General features: G+C 47.5%; 7 protein-coding genes and 1 tRNA gene. 4 read left to right on the top strand and 4 right to left on the bottom strand.

Annotated elements, in window-relative coordinates; all coding sequences use genetic code 11:
- The 3 genes from ACR63N_RS07115 to ACR63N_RS07105 all read left to right on the top strand — a co-directional run bounded on the left by ACR63N_RS07115 (window position 1) and on the right by ACR63N_RS07105 (window position 1,630).
- Entirely contained in the window at window positions 1-582 is a 582-nt protein-coding gene (locus ACR63N_RS07115; protein ID WP_472782680.1) for a hypothetical protein, read from the top strand.
- Between the two features lie 64 nt (window positions 583-646).
- Window positions 647-1,492 (top strand): hypothetical protein, encoded by an 846-nt coding sequence (locus ACR63N_RS07110; protein WP_472782679.1) that lies wholly within the window; start codon window positions 647-649, stop codon window positions 1,490-1,492.
- 62 nt (window positions 1,493-1,554) lie between these two features.
- Window positions 1,555-1,630: transfer RNA gene (locus ACR63N_RS07105), tRNA-Arg, on the top strand.
- 420 nt (window positions 1,631-2,050) lie between these two features.
- Here ACR63N_RS07105 and ACR63N_RS07100 read toward each other — a convergent pair.
- The 3 genes from ACR63N_RS07100 to ACR63N_RS07090 all read right to left on the bottom strand — a co-directional run bounded on the left by ACR63N_RS07100 (window position 2,051) and on the right by ACR63N_RS07090 (window position 19,249).
- Complete coding sequence (locus tag ACR63N_RS07100) at window positions 2,051-10,801, bottom strand: Tc toxin subunit A-related protein (protein ID WP_472782678.1); 8,751 nt, start codon at window positions 10,799-10,801, stop codon at window positions 2,051-2,053.
- Between the two features lie 76 nt (window positions 10,802-10,877).
- The gene (locus ACR63N_RS07095; RefSeq protein WP_367108740.1) at window positions 10,878-11,126 is read right to left on the bottom strand and encodes a hypothetical protein; all 249 of its coding nucleotides are present in this window, start codon (window positions 11,124-11,126) and stop codon (window positions 10,878-10,880) included.
- A 215-nt stretch (window positions 11,127-11,341) separates the two neighbouring features.
- Complete coding sequence (locus ACR63N_RS07090; RefSeq protein ID WP_472782677.1) at window positions 11,342-19,249, bottom strand: SpvB/TcaC N-terminal domain-containing protein; 7,908 nt, start codon at window positions 19,247-19,249, stop codon at window positions 11,342-11,344.
- A 1,025-nt stretch (window positions 19,250-20,274) separates the two neighbouring features.
- Between ACR63N_RS07090 and ACR63N_RS07085 the strand changes: the two genes are divergently transcribed.
- Window positions 20,275-21,129 (top strand): LysR family transcriptional regulator, encoded by an 855-nt coding sequence (locus tag ACR63N_RS07085; RefSeq protein WP_472782676.1) that lies wholly within the window; start codon window positions 20,275-20,277, stop codon window positions 21,127-21,129.
- 24 nt (window positions 21,130-21,153) lie between these two features.
- Here ACR63N_RS07085 and ACR63N_RS07080 read toward each other — a convergent pair whose 3' ends face one another.
- Window positions 21,154-22,464: a DUF3100 domain-containing protein gene (locus tag ACR63N_RS07080; protein WP_367108743.1), complete on the bottom strand. Its 1,311-nt coding sequence runs from the start codon at window positions 22,462-22,464 to the stop codon at window positions 21,154-21,156.
- Window positions 22,465-22,508: the final 44 nt, after the last annotated feature.

The following is a 22,508-nucleotide window of genomic DNA, read 5'->3' as shown; positions in this document are numbered from 1 at the left end:
ATGTCACTGCGTCCGATTGATGCCATTTTTGTTCATCCAGAAAGACGGCTTTACGTCATATATTTTCGTGGCAAGCTGTGGCAATTACCGCGTATGAAAATCGATGCTGCTGCTTGGCAACGCCGGCAACCTTATGATGGTGATACTAGTGCGTTATACCTACGTCGCAACCAAAGTATTGCTGACCCTGAGCTGGCTTTGCAGCTACGAACTTTGCACCTCCCTACTGCCGTTCAAGGTAGCACCTTACCCAGATTTGAAGCATGGTGGGAGGCTAATGGGTTTAAATGGCTCAAAGATTTACTCAACGATGGCGTATCACCTCTAGCCGCTCACCCAGTCCATACGCAGAGGTCAGCGATAAGCGCATCGACAGACGCTAGCAGCCAATCATCCCTAATGACCAGCTCTCCTAACCAGCAGCCTGACAACAGTAACGATGAAAGCGCAGATGGACCTCGTCATGATAGTGAGCGCATATTGAACAATAAAGAACCTACGAATGCCAACACCGTAGCAACCGATATCTTCGCTGAAATGTTAGCAGAATTGAGCAACGAGGTGCTAGATGACCGCCGCTGAGGCAACTTATCATTTAGAACTTTAAAATAATATAAACCATAAATTTAAAACTAAGCCACGAGATATGAAAGATTTTAAGCTAATTTTTGCAGGACTCATTTTATTATTAATTGTTTTTATCGGTATTTTTCTATGGTTATGGCACAACAATAGCAAAACATTAAACCCTCTACCCATTATGAGTAACGAGAATGTCGACACTAGCACCGCTGTAGGAGCAAACGAAGAAGATGAGGGTGATACCACTGTTAATATATTAAATATAAGAGCAGAAGAGACATTACAGCTTGCTTTGGACGACATCATTGTAAAATTTGAATCACGCTATCCTAGAGTACAGATATTAACAAATTATGTACCAGCCAACTCATTACTTACCCTACCTGATACCAATATCCCTAAAAATAGTGTATCAGTAAACAATAAGTCTGCAAACGACACTTTGCCCTCTATTGCCAGCACTGATATTATTATCGCAGATAACGATCTGAGTCAAAACCAGTTAGCACCCTTACAAACACTATTCAATGACAAACAAAGCAAACTCAATCAAAGTCAAATAAATGCTAGTGAGACCATAGCAGAAAATGAAGAGGATACAGCTAAAAACATCAACGACATGGCAAGTCGTGATAATAATGAAGCTCGTAATTTAACCTTATTTGGCTATGCCCTAAAGGATGAGCAAGTTGTTGACGGCGTTATTTTAACCAACAATCCTGTCGCGCTTACCTTTCGCAATTTTATACTCTCAAGTGATGGACAAGATATCTTGAAAAGGCATGACTATCGTAATATTGGTGGCTATAAAAACAACATGGATGATTTATTTAATGGTGCATCCAACCCTAGTACTAGTAAAGCGGATCAGGAAATAGAAATGACTAATATTCTTAGCAATAGTGAATAGTTAATACTTGCTTTAAGCTGATTGCTTTTTTGAATAATTCTTTTTACAATAGCACTCCCAACGCGCCTATAGCTCAACAGGATAGAGCAGTTGCCTCCTAAGCGACCGATCCGAGTTCGAGTCTTGGTGGGCGCACCAATCATTGTATTTATACATAACCTCGCATTACTCAAACATCTTCAAGCTATTTATATACTTAGTTTACGTCTTTCTTAAGTATTTGTTTGGGGCTTTTACTCCAGATCACTCCACGTTACTGCAACCCACAGATCTAACATTACGTTGGTATCAAAAAACAGCTTCAACGCTCCGTCGGGTTTGGCAGGCAACCCAATATTGGTTAGCTTATTGATGAGCAGGTTGCCGAAGGTGATGTCCTTTTCTATCCTAATCTCGGCTCATGGCGTAAGTGTTAAACTCGCCATTGTCCGCTTCTGGCAATCGCGAAATACCATATAAATATGTAAGGCTAGGAATCTAAGGGCTACTGCGAGAGATCAGGAATCTGCGCAAAGTTTTGATCCGAAAGCCTACACTGCCGTAGAAGCTGCACTGCAACTACGCAATAGCATAGCGAACAACTAAGAATACGTGCGTATCCGGTGTTCTTTTCAGCACATGATCCGGCGCCAGTGCTATTTCGAACTCTTGGTTTGCACCTTGGAAAAGCATTGGAAGATCGCCCATATTCGGCATGCTCGACAGCAATTCTTTTTCCTCGATTGCATAAAGCTCCACTCCGCTGACGCGGATATTTTTATCTTGTACCAAGTACGGAAAATGTTCCCGCTTGACCATTGCTCGGAACATTTCGTCGCCAGCTAAAAAATGGTGCCACTCGGTCGGGAAGTCTTGGTTCAGGCTAAAAAGTTGTACCTGGCCGAACCCTTCGGCCTCTTCGACGAGTGTACGCAAATTATTGAGAGCTGCTCGACGACGTGAGTCTCCACCCTGACGCGCTGTATAGCGGAGATGGAGGATCACGTCGGAGATAGTGTCGTAATCGAACTGACGAAACTCGTTAGGCAACTCCAGATTCCATGTACTGATAACACCTTGCCCTTCAAAAGGAAGGAATCTTTCGTCGCGAAGATTAGTCTCGAACAAGCCGCTGTCATTCTGGGCATTGCTGGTGACGATGGACTGTACCTTATCTGAATAATGCCTAAATCGGTCATCCGCTGTTGGCGACAAGCGGATGCTACTTCTGCTTAATGACAATGTGCAGTTGACAGCGGTGTAAGGCCCCGTGACTGCCGGAATCGAGAGGCTTACATTCTTGATACGACGCATGAAGTGACCAGGTACATCCAGATCAAACAGCCATTCTGGCATGCTAATTTCGCATTTCCCAGTTGCTTTTAAGCTCAACAAGGCGAGTGGGTCAAGCCGACGCAACGAGACATGTTTGGTCATCTCCAGTTCGCGCTCGTTGGCGGTATGGAAAGCCTGATCCATTTGGTGCAGCTGCAGCATGAGATGCTCTCCGGCGAGCAACCCTGCCTTGTCCTGTTCCCAATTACCCGACTCAATGAAGCTTGTGGTCTCGGGTAAGTCGAGCTCGAACTGGAAGGCATCTTCGGCCTGTGTAGCTGCATCATACGCAAGCATGTAAGCCTGCCGATGCAACCGCGTCATTTGTTGGGCCATCCAGTTATACAGCCCGACCTTAGTGAACTTCCCCTTTACAAAGTTATACTGTTCTTCGGTCTGTTCAACGTTCTTTTCGTAGATCTCCAGATCGCGTTGGGCGATTTCCTCTCGCAGCTTGGCAGCTTCAATTTGTTGTTTAATTTGATTTAGTTCTTGCTGTGCTGTGTCGCGTTGGAACACCCATTCATCGGAACGGCGTTGGTTGCTCGCTTCCAGACCTACCGAAGAAGAAACGGCGTCCAAAACGCCAGCCAGAGCTGAAGTCCAACTTGCGAACTCTACCGCACTATCTCCTAGCTCTTTGCCTCCATATTTCATAGCAAACGGACTTCCAAGTTGAGGGATTAAGTAAGCAAGACCGGCATGCAGATGAACTGCACCCTCAGCGACCTTGAGTCCAGTTGCAGTATGTCTTGCGACCTGCTGCGTGCGCTCCCAAGTTATTAGCCCGGTCTCGAGGAGACTCTCATAGTGAGCAATCCGGTTGCGGAAATTCGTTTCAGATGCCTCCAGGCTCATCCGCTGCCGTTGAGCCTCCGCGATTTGATTCTCTTTCACCTGCCGGGTTAGGCTAATGATGTTCTGTTCATGCCGCGCCCGCATCAAAGTGAGTTCTTCAACGTCTTTCTTTTCCAGCGCGCTGAGTAAGCCTCCACCGAACCCCTGCACCGTAGCGGCGAGGCTTCGTGCTTTCTCGATCAGGACTACGAACCGATAGATTGGGGGCTGACCGTAGTATTCGGACTGCAGCACGTCTTCAAGCGACAGGCCAGCTGCTTTAGCTCTCACTAACAGCATCGGGTCGATCCGTGGTGCATAAAGCGCTAGTGCGCGGCGCATGCCACGAATATTCATGCAATTCCTGATTTTGAACAGCCGGTCCTCAACCCGATCCCAATAACCCAAAAGGTGTTCGTTCACTGGCACGCAAAATACCGTGCGCACTTTCGACATGTCCGCAAGAAAAGCCCCAACGACCCTTGAGCCTCTTGCGCTGACAGCCCCAGAACTTGATGTGCCAGCATCTAGCGTTTCATCCTCCGGGGTTTCGGGCTCGAACACAGGCTGACTTGTTAGGTAAGAGAGTTCCAGCTCGGGAATTTCGGAGATTACGTTTCCGCGGGAAAGCTCTCGAAGACGCTCTTGAGTCCTTGTTGGCACAACACTGAACGTACCGTCTTGCTCGAAGCGGTCCGCGGTCAGAAAACCTGAAATGTCAGGCCGGCTAGACGCGATATAGTTTTCGAGCACCACGAACTCCGATTCGCCTTTTATGTCCTCGGCGACGTCGGCAAAGGTTGTGAACTCAGGCACAGAACAGACCTCCATCTGCACGGGCCGGTCGCCAAGAATATCCAGTGCAGTGATGTAAAGCAGCGTGGCTTCGTTAATCGACTCGTAACTGTCCTGGGTGAACAAGTAATCACCCCAGTCGAGCAAGTTGTCGATGTACTTCATAACCACCGCTTTTTGCAGGGCACCCGGACGCAGGCGTGCAATGGCCCAGGGGTTGAAAGGGTCATTGCGGTACTGTGCAATCGCGCCTTCGTCAGTCAGCATGGCCTGCAGGTTTGGCAGCTTCTGCCCCCGGAACGGGGAGTAACGCCAGTTGCGATCGCCCGGCTGTTCATCCAGATCATCCAGATCACTATCTGCCGCCGTTGGGTCAAAGATGTAATGGAACCAGCGCTGCGCTTCAGCGAACTTCTGATCAGCGTTCAGGTTGAAGGCGATCTGAAACGGCAAGTGGAAATAGAGCTCGCGGTAGTAGTTGCCGCAAGGTCCTTTGAAGTCGATGTGTTTGGCTTCAGCGTCTTCTGGATCCAAGCTTACTATGTCCGAGCGCAGGAGCCAAGGGTTTCTAGTTTCCTTGAATCTTGTCTGTGTTTCAACAGAAAGCAGGGTATCCAGACCATCTTCATGCAAAACAGCGCCAAGGGGCTGAACAATGGTAGAACCCAAAGGTCTAGCACGAATTTTTCTATCACGACGACCTCTCAGCAAATACGAATCTGTTCCAAGTGAGGCGATGTAAGTAGGGTGCCCACCGCCATTTATAACTCGGACTCTATAGGGAGTGGAGGAAAGTTCTTGGCGAAGCAGTCCAATATCCGAGAAACCATCGATGTCTTTGCCCTCTGCCAACGCAGTATCATCAAATAAATAAACAACATGTTTCCATCGATCTCGCTCAATCGGTTGAGGGTCTTGCCATACCTTCTTATCCAGCTCAGAAACTCTGTTTCGAAAACTGTCGGGCACGCGTTGCCCCGTAACGTCAACGGTACCGGAATATCGAAAAAGCAGTTTGTCGTTTGCCAATATTGGATATACTCTGTCCCATTTATAACCCATGAGCGTATGTTCTTCTGTTGCAAACTCTCGTATTTCAGTTTCCGAGCCCCTAAAATAGGAGTCGTAGGTCGACTCAGGGGAATGATAGACGGGTGTCCCGGCAGAGCCCTTATCATATTTTACGACTGGCTCATACGCATCCCTCAATCTAACTTTCGTTTGAGGCTCCCAAGTCCCCTTAGCGTTTTGGTGTGAATAGTTCAAATCAATGGTGTGTTTGTAGGCAACTAGTTTTGAGTTACCTCCAACCATCTCGTTCACCATACGAGTTTTTATATTCACCCAGAAGACATGCAGCTTGCCCTGATACAAAATGGGCGAAACGGTTTCGACGTTAATCGGAAGGTCAACTCGGTGCCAATGTGACCAGACATCGCTATTTTTATCACCTGTTGTAGGCGTCAAAGTTCTGTAATGGTATTCAGGTGGATCTTCATGAGTATGAGCGAATAAATATAATGGGCCGCCATAGGGCTGATCGCGGAAAGTGGCCCCCGCATAATTCATGTTGGCCACTTTAAGAAACTTGTCAAAGTAGTTCTTGTAGGCGCTCTCGGCCGAATCCTGACTGATTTCCTGCTGTTGCAGCTCATCCACTGCTTCTTCAAAATACGGCGTTTTGTCGTCGCGCAAGTCCGGGTAAATATAATTTTCCGGATAGAGAAAGATACGGCGATTGGCTTCCCATACGCGGTAGTTTTTGCGCCACGCCCACTCGTGTGGAGGTATTACAGATGGTGGTACTTGGATAGCGTGCTCATCGCCCTCGCCGCTTTGCTCTAGATTCATCAGGCAGCGCTGCACGTAAAGTTGCAAGCTGGAAATGCCTGCCAGAACCCAAGAGGTGCGGGCACAGCCGTCCATCTGTGCATCCATCAAAAAGAAACGGTACAGATCAACCGGGTCGTGGAACACCATGACCGGGGAATTAGCACGGTCTGCGGGAACAGGGTCTGAATAGGCTGGCGACAGCAGATAGTCCACTAGGCCGTCACGTCGCAGCTCAAGCATGGATTCTGTGTAGGGTTCAAGTAATTTGTTGCGTTGCGCTTCATCGGGGTACTTGGCAAGTAAGGCCCCCAACATTGCGTCCCGTCCGATCTGAAGGTAGGCGTAGGCCGATGCGGTCATTTTTGCGAGCGCATCGCCATTTACTCCGATGGTCTGGCACAGTGCCACGGCGCTTTGCAATTGCGCGAGCGCCTCCATTGCGTTTGACGCCAGCTCTAACACATCAGGTTGAAGCAGTGACGCGACAAGCGTGGCGTCAGCCTTTAACAACTGTGCGACTGATTCGCTGCGCTCCGCGCCAAACATACGCATAGAAGCATGTGCCAATGCCAGTTCTTCGGCCTCTCCTGTTGCAAATGTGCGGTATATAGCCAAGCGACGAATGAGCGACAATTCGAACACTTCCGTACTGCCAAACAACATAGCGTTATCGGCGATGAAACGCTCATGGGCAACGGTCAGCTCCAGATTCAACTGCAGCAGGTACCACTTTTCCAGTTGGCTGATCTGTCCATGTAACGCGCCCTCAGGTTCGCCATCGGCAACTGCTACCTGCAAGCTCGTGAGCGTGACACCGGCCAACGCTAGTAACACCTCAACCTGCGAGAGCACACCTTCGTCGCGCTCTTCTGCGGATACCTCTGTCTTCCAGCCATAGATGTCGCCAAGCGTTGAGTGCAACGCAGCGCTGTCCATCTCGGGCAGGTTGTCGCGAAGCTGCGTCAACTGAGCTTCGGTCGCCTTCATCCCAACAGCATCGCGGCCTTCATCGAGCACCAACCAGCGCATCTCTGCAAGGCTAAATGGTAGCACATTGATTTCGGGCAGTTGTGTGGAGAGCTGCAACATTTCTTCTAGCGAGCGCACCGCGGTTTGCTCGGCTCCAAATACCAGTCGAATGAGCGGGAATAACTCGGCTATGGAGCATTTGAGCTTGCGGGCTAATAGCACATGGCGATAAAGCACACTGAGGTTTGCAACCGTAATTTTCATGGTGCGCTCGGCACCGCTGCCGGGTATCTCCAGCTCTTGCCGCAGATCGATCAGCAATGCGACCAACTCCGACTCGTTCAAACTCAGGCCAGCCAATATACGGTACACGTCCGACGAGCCCGCCCCTTCATCGTTGGCAAACGTCACTGTGGGCGAGTCCGTATCGAAACTGGAGAAATTCACCGTGTCTGTCCACGACTGCTCACCGAACAGTCGGTGAAGCAGCACACCATGAGCTGTCAGAAACGCAGCGCGTGGGTTGGGTCGATCATCACCAGAAGGGCGCTCAAACGGTGCTGGTATTTGATGGAAGAGACTGATCAACTCCTCTACGTTCAGATGTAGGCGATCTTGCAGCAGCTTGAGATCGGCAACGCGATACACCGTTGCGTCAGTGATTCCGAAAGCCAGGCCAGCTGAGTTCAAACTACTCAACACAAAGTCAAAATCAATCAGACTCCAGTCTGTCTTGCGCCAGAGGCGGATCCAGCGATGGATGGTATCCAGCTTATTGATTGCTGAGAGCGCATTGGTAGCTATAAGCGCTTCTTCTTCAAATAACTGCCCCAGACTTTCGTCCACCGGTGTACGTTCAATGGTAAAAGTAAATGGATACAGCGTTGTCGTGTCCCGCAACTGGATGAATTCCTCGCGACTGAGCCCTGTGGCGCGCATGAACTGAGGCACCGGAATACGTACGGGATCTCTGCCGCTGCCCTCAGCATGAAACAAGCGGCGCATGTGTGCGTTGTTCCTATTGGGCTCTACTATGATGGCAAGCTCTGACGCAAGCTCTAACTGCGACACGTTCAGATACGCCAACCGTTGCTCCGCGACCGGTCGACCGAGCACCGCGAACACATCGGCCCTTTTCAGACTGAAGTGACTCAAATAGAGCTCCAATTCCTGTTGCGCTGGCAAAAATGGCTGTTTGAAGCTGCTGTACTTCGCAGCGTCGGACAGCTCTTGGTAAAGGTCGTTGCGGTTACTCACCTCTTCGATGTGCCCAATCAGGAATTGCTCGAACGTATGATTGACCACCTCCAGATAGGGCACCTGGTTATGAATGTTTTTGCAACTGAGTTCCAGCGACCAGAGGTCGGGGCGCCGCTTGCGCAGGTAAAGCGCGCTATTTCGGCGCGGATCGTCTTCTTCACCAAAGGCCTCCGGCGCTTGGGAAATATGCTTATCCACAAACGCCATCAGATCGACAAAATAAGCGGACTGGCTCAATATGGAGCTGCAGTGCTCGCAATCGCAGAAGTTCTGTGCGCCAAACAGTTTCTCAATGTTATCCATCTCCCGGAAAGTTGCAGGTATGGTCCTTTCCAAGTTGTCCACCTGCATGGCTGGGCCGTACAAAAGCTCAAACAAACCGTACCGAGCGACTTCAAATTTTGTCGCCCTATCGCTTGCTGCGCGGCGAACCTGCGCAGCCTCTGCAACCGGCAGCTGCGCTTGAATTGCCAAACGCTCGACAGACGTGCCGAGCACCTTGCTGCTGCTGTCAAAACCGGCCGACAGCAATTTGATTCGTGTTTCCGTATTATTGGAGAGCGGCATCACCCGCTGGAAAGCACGTGCTTGTTTGAGTATTCCAGGACGATCAGCCTCAGAAATTCCGCCCCACTCCAGCTCCGTCTCCTTACCCTGCAACACGATGCGACCGCGAATAAGATCAGCATGGCGCAGATCTAGCGCTGGGTTTTCTTTGAAAAGGCTATCGAACAACCCTAGCTTCTCTTGTACGGCCTCATTCTGCTGGCTGGCATTGAGGCCGGGCGTTGCCAATATATTGTCGAGGCCCAGGTGGGCATAGAGCTTTAACAGCGGCGAATCAGTCGCCAGGTCTAAATCCTCCGCCGTACGAGTGGCTCTGGCAACAAGTCGGTCGCTGGGCAAATAGGCATCGACCTTCTTTATAATGGCGTTGGCATAGTCTTTCGCATTTGTAAAAGCTTCTGGCACTTGCGTGCCGTGCGCCTTCGCGCGGTCTATTACACTCAGCCATTTTGTTTCCGACCAGCCAGCCACAGCTTTCACCGAGTCGCCCTGGGTTTCCTGCTGCACCTGCGTTAGTAGCGGCAAGTGGTGGAACGTAAGCACGCTAGCTTGCAGGCTACGTTGTATAGCGCGTACGGCCTTCTCATCATTCAGTTCAGACTGCACTTTTTGCCAGAAGTCGGTGCTTGGCTTTGGCTCGTAGTCCAGCGTCAAGCTCACGAACTGTTCTTGCTGTGGCCCGGTCACACCGGCCGCGGTCGCCACCACCAGGCCGAGCGGCGCAACCGCGTCACCCTCCTCCTGCTTGAAGGCGTTCTCCAATGCCAACTCGCTCAGGCGCTGCACAATGTCGTCGAGCTGACTGCCTAAGCTACTGGGCACTATGTGGTCCGCGATGGCCTGTTTTAGCGCTGTACGCCAGCGCGCTGATTTCGTTGCCAGCAGCTGGCGTAAATCTGTAGGTAAGCCTTTACGAAGTAAGCCGTAAAACGCTGCCGCTTCAACATCGTACAGCTTCTGCCACTGGGCATCCAATCGCAGCTGGCTAAGATGTTCCAGCGGTATGCCCGTCTCGCCGATCAGAAATTCGAGATCGTCGTCGGTCAGCGCAGCATGTTCGACCGGGCCCACCAGCGGCTTCATTTCGCTCAGGTAGCGCTCATATTCAGACGGGCCATGATCCTGGTTCGGCTGTAGGGTAATGTCGATGGCTTGCTCTGGTGTGGCATTAAAAACAGTGTCTGATGTCGCGATCACGGTGCCGTTGTCGTCCACGACTTTAACTAGCAAGTCAGCCGCGTCTTTCTCTGCACGTTGGAACTGCGTGGCGGTGTAGCGAATTTCATAGCGACCTTTCGCATTCGTCCGGGTTGCGCCAAGCAGTTCCTCTGAACGCATGTCGCAGTCATAAACTTGTACCGGCAGATCCGCAGCGGCATGGCCATCGGCATGAACTATCGTGCCTCGCACTAGTAGGCTTTTGTCACCTTGTGGCGCATCCAGGAGACCCAACTGCTTCAGTATCGTATTGAGCGCCTTGGCAGTGGACTCATCCACCGTGCCTGAAGGCGTTAGCGCGTTCTCCTGCTGGAATATTGCAACCAGTTTTGCTGTTATTCCGCCATAAAATTGCTGAGCCTGTTCTGCTTTGAATTCAGTGGCCAGATCGACGGCGTTGGTAGGGTCGTTGGCCAGCAATCGACCCCGCTCAAGCAGTACTTGCAGTACACTCTGCAGATCAAATGTGGGCTGCCCCGACATTTGTGGTTGTAGTGGAAATGAGATTGCGTTCATTGGTCACTCCTATTAGTAATAATCCAAAGAAATTATTTCAACCTGTTTAACGCATCAAACGATCGTTGAGGACTGTCTAACAAAGGCACCAATTGGGCGTTTCTATACTCACTAAAAATTTAGTAGTACCTTCATAAAGCGGGTGTAATCGTTCCGGTAACACCACCCAAGCATCGATATTAAATGGTCGTTTTTGCTTACATAAACGTACCGAATCCCGCAACAAATCGATATCATCAACCAATAACGTTCTATTTCTTTCCAGCAGATTTATCGTAAAAAAATAACACCCTCCTTTAATCCGATAACGCACATAATTCGGCATAATTTCTCTTTTGTAGGGCGGAAAAGCGATAGCGCATTCCGCCATAGTCAAACACGTCAACCAACCTTGAGTCATCGATGTTGGATAACGCTTTGCTTATCTAACTTACATCACACCGTTCCCGGTACATATCTGCCGTAGGCGGTATTTAATGAATTTCAATTTTTGATAGTTAAAAAGTTCAGACGCCTTTAACTTCGCGGTAAACTGACCAATCACAGGCCATTGTCATATAAGTATCCCATAAACCCCCTAATAGCCTGACCCACCGCATGCTGGAAAACACCTGAGCCATGTCTTTGACCAGACTCATACTGGGCGACAGGAAATCCCGCCATTGCGGTCTCACCAATGGCCATTGCGTCGTCTACAATACCCGCGGCACTAGTTGCACCGAGTGTGATCACACCAACTGCAAGGGCATTAATCTCACCTCTACCTCTACTGCGAACATACTGGTCACTTTGACTAGCCTCCGAGATTGCTCCGGGTACTATTAGCAAGGCACTAGCACCTCGCATAACACGTCCAGCCGTTCCGAAAGCTCTACTTATTCTCGAAGTTTGCGTTCCCCTACCAGCTCGATCGAGGGCAGCTCTGGTCCGAGGGCCATCAATAACTTCACCTGTATTTGCATCAACATTCGCATCTGCTTGAGACAAACCAGTAGCATTCCGAGGTGATCTTGTTGTTCGTATCCCGCCAGATGCTGGTTCGCCATTTGAGTCTCGCAAAGCTTCCTCTGCTGCTCCCGTGGCTGTCTCTCTAAAAGCATCCTCAATCTGACTGTTAGTAATTGTTGTAGGCCCTAAACTTTCCGAAACTGCTTCTGCAGCCGTTGCTTCTGTCGAGATATGAATTGTTGATAGGTTACTGAGTAACACCTCATCAAATACCACATTTGACATATCAACATTCAAATTCACTGCTACTTGTTCATGGGCAAGCCGTATTTCGTTAGCTAAGTCTGACGAGCTAACAATGTCGCCACTTTGCACTCTCAATCTAATTTTTCGCAATAGCTTCCCTACTTCAGTGTGAAAAAGCCCACGACCAGTTTCTACTAACATGGTTGAATCTCCAGCTTGACTTGACATGGACCGCATCTCGCTATTTGAAATACCTCTTATCCTTGCATTTACTGTGACTTCCAAAACATGATGACGCTGTACATTTGTTCCAAGTTCACTTCGGTTTGGAACTCTTTCGCTGTAAGGCCAAGAGCTCATTAGAACTGGTGGCGCAGATGACTCATCTTGTTTACCATATCTATCTCTCCCAGTAATTGGGTTCTTATTCGCGTAGCAATAGATATTAATCCCTCCCTCAACCCCAATTGGATCCGCACTCCCCCACCTCCCCAACCAAGGTAAATAATACCGCGCAGAATGATAACTCAACCCAGTCTCCTCATCCCGCTCCATCCCCGTATACCGATACCGCTTCTTCGCCGCCTTAATATCTTTATTCTTCGCACTATAAGCCGTCGTCCCATAAGGATGATATTCCTCATAAGAAATTATATGTGCCCTTTCATCCAGCTCTAGACCCACCGATCCCAAATGATTGCTGTATTGATATCGAAATAAAACACCTTCAGGCAGCTCGCCACTATCAGCAATTAACACACTCTCAACAATCAACACCCGCTGGTCATCAGCAAACAAATGAAACGTTTCGATTTCTTCTTTGATTTCACCTGCCGCATTGCGCCGCCGATAAAGCTCCATGCCACCCAAATAAAACCGTTCCTCAGTAAAGCCGCCAACACGTTCGATACGTTTTTGAGTGCGCTGTTTGTCTGCAGCGTAGTTATACCAAGCGTGCCCGCCGCCGCCCAGATCGACGTCATGAATCATATCTTGTATATCCCAATGCAAATGGAATGCTTCCGGTACATTATTCAAATTCAACATGCTGCCGTGCTTATCGTATTGGTAGTTAACAGCGGTTGTACGATCACTACCCGTCCAGGTGCTAAGTAGTCGATTACTGTCTTCTGCGTAAGCATAATCGCGAGTCCAATTTCCATCTGAGACTCCGGTGATATGTCTCATTTGCATGATGTTACCGACGCTGTCGTACTGATAACGCTGGGTGTAATCGCGCAACGCATTAGGGTCGTCTGCAACACTGATCGGAAAGGCGACATCAGGTGCTGAAGGAGACCGTTGTGATGGAGGACCTGATGTACTGTATTGTTCCCGCCCCTCGGCTTCAATTAATCGATACAGGGCATCGTAAACATATTTGCTGCGCGATTTTACTTCCTGGTTACGAAAGAACACCGGCTCAATCGCAGCATCGGTAATTTCGGTAATATTCCCTACAGGGTCATAGCTGTAGCTGAGATCTTGTAACTTTTCTGAAGTGATCGTATTGACGGTTTCTAGCTTGATTAACCGAAACGTTCGCGTATCGTATTCATAACTTGTTCTGGTGTTATTGCCGAACTCAATAAAGGTACGCTGCCCTTTCGCGTTGTAGGCAATTTTTTGAATCGCTTCTGTTATCTGGCCTCGCACTGCAAGGGTTTCGCTTAATAGTACGCCCCGTTGGTTATATTGCGGTGTGTAGATAGCAGGCTCGCGATCTTCAAGATGCCAATTCTCCAACCGCACCATACGGTTTAGTGCATCGTATTTTGTACTTTGAATAAATGTTTCCGCTGTAAATGAATCAGACGGCGGACTTTCTGGCCAATGAATAACGCGTTCTTTATAAGCACTAGTTAATCGCCTTTTCGCTGCAAGCAAATTTCCTTTAAAATCAAAATCCATATTGGTCATCAGTCCGCTGGAGTCATAGTGTTTATAGACCTGACCACGCAAGTTTTTGTCTTTATCGTTTGACTGTTCTTCACCGTAAACAAATCGCTCGACTGTCCACACATCACTCGCTATTTTTAGACTTTGTTCCAGCGGACGACGCAAGTCGTCATAGGTTGTATGAAAGACCCGTTGTTCCAATACGCCCAATGCACTTTCATTTTCATCCCAGGCGTAGAAGGGTTGGCCTGTAGCGTCGTTGATTAACCAGCGATCTCCGCCATCCATACTGTGTTGGAACAGTAAATTCCCGGCTATGTCGTAGGCAGGAAAATAATCAATGGTTAGGTCTGATCCGAGCGAAGCGGACACTGTGTACCGCATGACCAAATTATCGCGAGCATCTTGAATCCACAGCGGTTTACCTTCTGCATCGAGCTTGGTAAAGGTGACGTAGTGTTGATCAAGCCAAGGACGATCCAGAAACGGAACATTGGCTAAGGCTGCTGACTCTTTTGGACTACGATTAAAAGCCACATTGATTACTTCTCGCCCTAAACTATCAAGGAGAGTGGTTGCAGGGGTATCGGCATGTTTAGCCGCAATACGTGCTGCCCTTTGCTCGGCGTCTGTGCCAGTACTCATGCGCTGATACCAGTCATTTACTGGTTCAAGTATTGTATCGTTCTGATCGTAGCGACTAACATGCCAAGAAGAAAACTCGACTCGGCTGTATGACCCATCAGGTGCTTCGGTACGGATTACACGACCCGCAGCATCGTAATAGATGATTGGGGTAACACCTATCTCTTTTGGTTCCTCATAACGATGATCTGGCTCAAAAACGTCGAGGGCTGTTTCGATTTTACTGAAATAGGGTTCGTATTGCTTAACCGGTTTTCCTTTGTTGTTCAGAATGGTTTTGCCATTGGCAATCCAGCTTAATAATTCTCCCTCTTTTTGGGGCTCAGCCTGCACTTTTGTGACCAGCACATTGCCATTACCATCTGAATATTCAAAAGCCAGTTGTAGCGGACTGGTTTCAGCCGTGTCCAATTGAACAGCATGTTGTTCGCGTACTATGCCGCAAGCTGAGGCTGGGTGTTCGCCCCACTTAATAATTTTAGCTTTACTGCCATCTGCCAGTATTTCCCCAGTCTCAACTTCAATTTCACCAAAATAATAAAGATGCCGCGCGGTTGCATTACCCAATAAACGCCTTGCTTCATCCTGCTGGCGTTGTTGGTAATCAGTTATTGTTTCTGTGGTTAAACGTGGTTCGGTGAAAAAGTTGATTTGCGTTGCTCTGTCAGGATTTAGCAGCTCATCGGTGAGCCCAGTGAGATTATCTGCCTGATCGCCTTTGCCTTTAACCGCTGTAGCTGATGGCAACCCTAAAACATCAAATATTACTTCTGTGACATTATCATTGATGTCCTTTAGTTCACGTGGGGCGAGTACACGATAATCGAATTTTTCAACCGAAACGGTATTCCCAATTGGATCTGTGCTTGTTTTGATATAGAGATCAAGCGGATCGTAGTTAAGTGTGGTGGTTTGGTTGAAGGCATTAATATAGCGTTCGGGCAGGAAGAAATGATCGGCGACATCATTGGAAAAGCCAGCAATACCTGAGCGAATCCAGTATTGTCCGGTAGTGTCTATACCAGCGAAGCGAGCCCTTAACTCAGCGCCACTGAGATAGCCGCTTTTTGATGCATTCTCCAGTTCGGCTTGTATGTCTGGTGTGAATTTTTCAGCTAAAATGGCATTGAGCAAATCATCGGTTAATGCCAAGGTATAGGTTTCGTAAGGTAAACCTAAGTTGCCCTGTTCCCCAAAAGGTAATGGTTCCTTCAGAAACTCTCGAGTAGCACTATCCTTGTCGTTAAAATAGAGCATTTTGCTATGTTCAACTGTTCGTTTTTGTGGACTAGTGCGATCAGCTAATTGGTGGTATTCAATGTCTGTTACTACTTGTCCTGTACTTTGATAATCCAGATTTAACCTAAAGCTTTGCAATTCTTCTAAGGTAAAATACTCGTCTGCTGGACTGATACCCGTGAGCTCATAACTCAACGCCTCACAAGGAACTCGCAAACGATAGTTATCCTGGATATTAATATCGTTGGTGAAATGACTTTCGCTGTAGGCTATATGCGTTTCTTTCTGGACATCCTGAATAAGCTGAATAGTCTGTCGTTCGAGCGTGTCATCTTGATATTCACCAAGACGAGGATAAACAATGGCAATGGCTTGTAACACGTTACCGTATTTATCGGTATTGAGATTCAGGGTGTGAGCAATCCGAGGATCAGGAATGAGTGTATTTGCTTGTAAATCCAGTTCGTATTGATAGGTGATGGCTTCGCTCTCTGTCACCAAAAACACGGCATGTGGGTTTGTGCCGCCTGGTTGTAAGCGTTGAATATGGCAATTGTGATATGCCGTTGAGTAGAGTTTTATGGGTTGATGGGCTCCCCGTGTGAATGCATCAACATCTAGTTCGTAGACTTCCTGGCGCAACATTATTCCTTTGCAAGACCGTAAGGCTTCTCTCATTTCCTCGGCATTCAGGTTTTGTTGTTTAATATCTGGCTCGGGTAATTCGGCTTCCTGAAAAGTTCCCAATATATTTGTTTCATCTAAGTTTCCGTCTTCCAGCCACTGGGGGAAGTATTCGTGCTTGAACTGTTGCAGTATTTTTTTGCGATCAATCATTACGCCCGTGTGATACCAGGTAACGGTTTTAATTGGTGGCTGGTAGAGGGTGTGGTCGTCTGTGATGTAAGGACTGTTTATATTTCCTTCGGTAAATTCCCCATAAGTTTCCGCATCAATTTGTTCAACCCGACCAAATCCTCGAAATTCTCGCTCATGTCCATCGAAATACCCGTGGTGGTAGCTGTAGGTAGAGGAGAATTTGGTTTTATTCCACTTATCTGTCACTGTGACCTTTTCGACCACATGTACTGGGAAAGGCAGCTTGGTGATCCAGGGTTTGCCGTCGTACTTGTCTTGTAGATAGAATTTTGTAGAAGGCGCGTACTGAACATGGGTCTCCGCGCCGAGGTTGTTGACGGTCCTGATAAGCAGATGGGGTTTCTGCTCACCCATCAAATTGACGTAGCGCATAGGCCGGCCCGCGTCATTAGGCAACGGCGAGGACCAGACTAGGCAAGCAGTGCCATTGCCGAGCAGGTCGATAGGCACGATGCTGACAAGCTCATCGACGCGTGGAAAAATGCGCAACACTTGCGGCGCGCCCCAACTGTTGCCGGATTGGTTGAAATAGAGACACACGCCGTCGCGGTGCAGATAGATGATGTCGATGGTGCCGCTGCCGTCAATGTCGGCCAAGCGGATACGCTTATGATCGAACTGATCCGGGTGATCGAAGTGCGGCGCATTTTCCATGGCGATCTTGGCGCCGAATCGGCAATAGCCGAGATTTGGCCAGTAACAGACCTCGCCGTTGCGGATACGCACTAGATCAGTAAGGCCATCGCCGCTCAAATCAGCCAAGTAGATGGACTGCGTGCCATCGGCAAAAACGATACGAGGACCTTTGTTTTCATCCAGCACTTGAGCAACACGTATGGCTGGACCAAATCCTTCCTCCGCTAGCGACGAATGCCAAACGAAAGCCTCATCTTCAGTAATAAGTACATCGGCATGACCGTCGCCGTTGAGGTCGATAAACTTCAGGTTAGGATCATGCATGGCACGGTTAAGGTAAGATGTGAACGGCCGAAAAAGTTGCCAGCTCTCAGCGACGTCGTGCTCATAAAAGCCCGGCATTGGACCACCCAGCATCACTAGGTCCGGCTGACCGTTTCCGGCGAGATCCATGAATTGCGCGCCACCGGCCAGCGCCAGATTCGGCTGCTTGGCCACTCGTTCCAATGGCGCAAACTTCGCTCTGATGCGGACTGTTCCGTCTTCTTCAATCTCATTGATTGGCGCGAGGTTGCGTTTGTAGTACCAAGCCTCCGCCTGTTCGGTAAGGATGCCCGGGAGTCCTTCGCCGTGCAGATCCGTCCATTGGTAGGTTGTGCCATCTAGACCCATCGGAATATTTTCAAGACTCTCAGAATCGACTTCCTCTACCGTATCCTGCACGATGGGCTGGGTGTACTCGAACTCTACTGGTGGTAAGCTACGCTTTCGGTAGCTGTTACCATTGCGCTTATACCCTGTTTGTGTAAAGGTGCGCAGAAAGGTATAAATGGGATTATGGACACTGGTCGGATCTTGCTCATGTGAGTAGGTGAAGTCTGTGGAACGTACTAGGCAATCGTTGCCAACGCCCTCCTCACCCTCAAAATGATGAAACATTAGCACCCGCTGACACAGTCGCGTGGTTCGTACCTCAAAGCCGGCGCGATAAGTTGAGAAAGGATCGTCGCGAAAGACCCATGGCTTAATACCTTTTGGCGTGGGTATGTCAGTATCGTGTTCTCCATAATCGAAAACCACCTCAAACATCCAACCAGCATTCTGGATCTGTGCCTCACTCAAAAATAGCGGCCGAGATCCTGCATCATCCAACAACGATGTCCGATTGCCGTAATGAATACGTTTGAGATAACGGTTGGCTGTGCGTCGAGGATCATTATGATCGCCTCGGTTGCTTTCGTGCGCTTGGGTTAAATCGACCCCGACTCCATCTTCTGACTTGTACCCGTACTGAATGGCATTGCCTTTATCGTCGCGGGTCTCGCAGATCAGCCAGCTAAAAACACGGCTAGCATCCTCAGGATCAGCTATTCGGGAGCTGGGATCCTTGCCATATAGGGTCAAAATATTGTCTTTGGATATCGAGCGCCAGTGCACATCTCCGTCACTCAGCCGAGCCCAACGTTCGATGCGTGCAAATAATCCTTCAATGCGAGGACGATACCTGTGAATGAGGTAACCTGACACAGATGCTTCAAAGCGTATACCATCTGATTCCAATAGCGGTACTAGATCTTCTGCACCAGAGAGCAGGAAAATATCAGATTCTTCGGCGTCATGGTATCGTGGTAAGCCTTTTGCTGTTTTGCGCGTGATTGACGGTAATGAAAGATTCCAGCCGAACCCATAAACTCCATTACCAGAGCCAGAATCATAAGAAAGAGCGAGCTGAGGACCAAAGCCAGAGCGACCAGGGCTGGTCGCGATTGGCACAGACATAGAACCTGTACCTGTCACTGGGTTAGTAGCAAACTTCTCTCCAATACTCTGAATCGCACCGCCACCTTTAGGAAGTGAGATTGTAGGAGCAGAGCCTTGCCGCTGATCGGTTCCTTGTGCGTTATCGGCTCCACTATTGTCTACAGAGGATGAAGTTGTCTCTTTAAAGTCAGGCATAAATCACCTCGTATAACTTTAAGAGCAGCTCAGCTCAAAATGAGCAATTTCTTAAAGTATCTCTTAATACAGAATTAAGTCTACTTGGTTCACCTATAAAGTTAGCACATAAAGTAACCTTTTAATACTTTTGATTGAAAAAATAAACTATATTTATCAATAGCTTATGTATTTATTTCTTTCCTCATTTATCATTAATCTCAGTTATCCCTGTTTTTTTATCTTGTCCTATACCACCCTAAACATATCTTAAACCCTTTAGATATGAGTATAACGAACTATGTTTACTAGTTTCTGTTTTTCGTGTTTCTACCATAAAATACATCCATGCTTATACCTCAAAAAGCCATTTTATTTATACTTTAAACCTATCTATATCTTTAATATACATGGGCTTATGCCATTATTAAGTGGCAGATATTATTAAAGGTAGTTCTGAATATAGCCCAATGGCACCAGAAATTCGCACTCTTCAATTCTATTCATATACCCCTTAAAGTAGACTGCTAGGATCTGTCCTAGATAAGTAAAACAATGAAAAACTTTGAAAAAGCGAAGTTTAAAGTTATTTCTTCAGAGCTTAGAATGTACTTACATTGATTAAATCAGATTATAAAATTTAATTCTTACTCATGAAGAGAAAGTAATTTGATAAGGCGATCATTACTTCTTAGGTAGCAATACCATGATTTTTGAGGTTATAGAACAATTAATAAAAGCGTTGTCAAAATCAAAGCGATGGACTTCTTTTATATATATAAATAAAACCACTAGGCATCTACTGCCATGTCTTAGCGGATTCTTATTGTTTTTAGAAGTAGTCAGGTGGCTTTATTAATACTGGGGTTTGATACACTACCAGTACTGTTACAGAGCCGACTAGATAGTATACCGACACTGGTCCTCATTACTCCATCCTTGGGTCAAAGTGTAACACTTATTTAATGAAAACAAGAACAAAGCAAGAGGAAGCAATGAAAGAGATTAATGGAAAGCGGTTATCCTATCTTTATGAGGCTGTAACTATGGGTACGATCCGGGCTGCAGCAGATAAGCTCAATATTGCTCCCTCAGCCATCAGTCGGCAAATATCTCTGTTAGAGGAAGAATTAGCATGCATTCTTATTGAACGGCATCGTAAAGGAGTAACGCCGACAGAAGCTGGTAGTATTCTCTTGCAGTTTTATCAAGAATCACTCTCCGCTGAAGAGACCTGTGTTTCCAAATTACAAGCCTTGTCAGGATTACAGCAGGGTCATATAAAGTTAGCAGTGGGTGATGGTTTTGTAGAAGATTTGATGTTGGGCCCACTATCTGAATTCGCCCGTCTATATCCGGCGCTGACGCTTTCAATCAGTACTGGTGGATCAAACGAAGTGATTCGTCAGGTTGAGGAAGATGAAGCACATATCGGGCTAGTGTTCCATTCCAGCAGTCATCCGCGCATCCGCGCACAGGCTGTCAGTTGTCAGCCAATGTATATTATTATGTCCCCTGACCACCCTTTAGCCGATCAAGTTAAACCGATGCAGTTGAAGGAGCTTCTAGAATACCCAGTGGGGCTGGCTGAGAGTCGCTTTGGCGTTCGTCAATTACTAGCGATGGCCGAGTTTCAACAAAAAATTCGATTTAACCCTATCCTAACCACTGACTCATTCGCTGTACTAAAGAATCTTGCTCGCTCAAATATGGGATTTACCTTTCTACCGTATTTTGTAGTGTCCAAAGAAGTGAAAGACGGACATCTGGTAGCAATCCCTATAGACAATGCGCTACTAGCAAGCGGTGAAGCTCATATTGTAACTCGGTTGGGTCGTCATCTATCCCAAGGCCCGCATGAATTATTACAACATCTAAAGTCATGGATGAAAGCTTTGTAAGCGGGCGGCACGACTTATCGCTGTTTACAACAACGCCTGTGCGATAATCGCCGAGCCTAAAAAAGTACCAGTAAAGGTTAGCAGCGCTACAATAGCAATCTTAAAGCCAGACTTTTTGAATAAGTCCACCTCTATTTGCGAGATGGCGAAACCTGCGTAAGCTAGTACCGGGGTAATGAGTTGTAGCACACCCAGCTTATCAGTCTCGACTAAAACATAATCACTAAATGGAAACTGCGGCAGCGATATCAAAATAGCGACAATAGATATCCAAGCAATAGCAGGCACATTAATTGGAATAGCGCGTTTTATTAGTATGCCAACGACACAACAGCCAAATAATACGAGCATACCAGGTAGCGCAGCAATCGGATTAAAACCTTGTCCCACCCAATTACTCAATAATAGCACGCCGCATATAGCGACCAATAATGATACTGACTGCCCTACTGATAAGATAGACTGCTCTTGCAAACCAAAATCCATAGCTTTACTGATATCAGCGCCATTATTTTTTCTAAATTTACTGGTAACTTTGTATAAAAACTCAGCGACTGGTAACGCTACGAATAAGCTCACAAACAGACCTGTAGCATAAGTAAGCAAATTAGAAGTCGCGGCAAAGGCAGTAATGGTCTCCTCTTGCGCCGGGACAGTCTCTGCTAGCGCTGCTGAACAGGCACCCATCATACTACCACTACCGATACCACAAGCCATTGCTAAAGCACGTATATCTAGAATGTCTAAAGAGGCAATGACCCCTGCCATAAGTGAAAAATAAATTGCACCAAACAAAGTACCCATCACATAGACACCCATTACGCCGATACCTTCAGCGCTTTGCAGGCCATATTTATCAGCAATTAGGGCAATATTAGGCTCACGAGCAATTGAGTGAGTGGCACCAATAGACTCTCGTCCCATGCCAAACACCAATACAGCGACAGGCAAGGCGATAATGGCAGTAGCTACATTGCCTAACTCTTGTAATAAAAGGGCGGGGCCTGCGGCTATTATTTCCTCGACTTTAGGGCCGACGCCAACGCCAAATTTTGCAATGAAAGGCATGATACTTAAAAGAACGGCGTAGCTTGCAAATTTTGCTCGGTCTTTGGAGATTACCGCTTTCATTGAGGGTACGACATTGGGGTTCAACAATATTGTAAATATAAATGCGTATAGTAGAGGCAGTAAGACTAATGTACCAATACCAATCGGAATCTTAATGATCCCTATCCATTCTGCAAGTAGCGATGTAATAATCACTAGTAAATGCAGCTTCCAATCAAATAAGCGCTTCGTCATTGTACTTGATAGCACACTGGTATTATTCATAGCAATTCCTTTTGCATTTTATAATTCCTACATTTCTTTATTAT

The organism is Psychrobacter sp. M4 (assembly GCF_055699795.1).
This window is presented reverse-complemented; position numbering and strand designations above follow the sequence as displayed.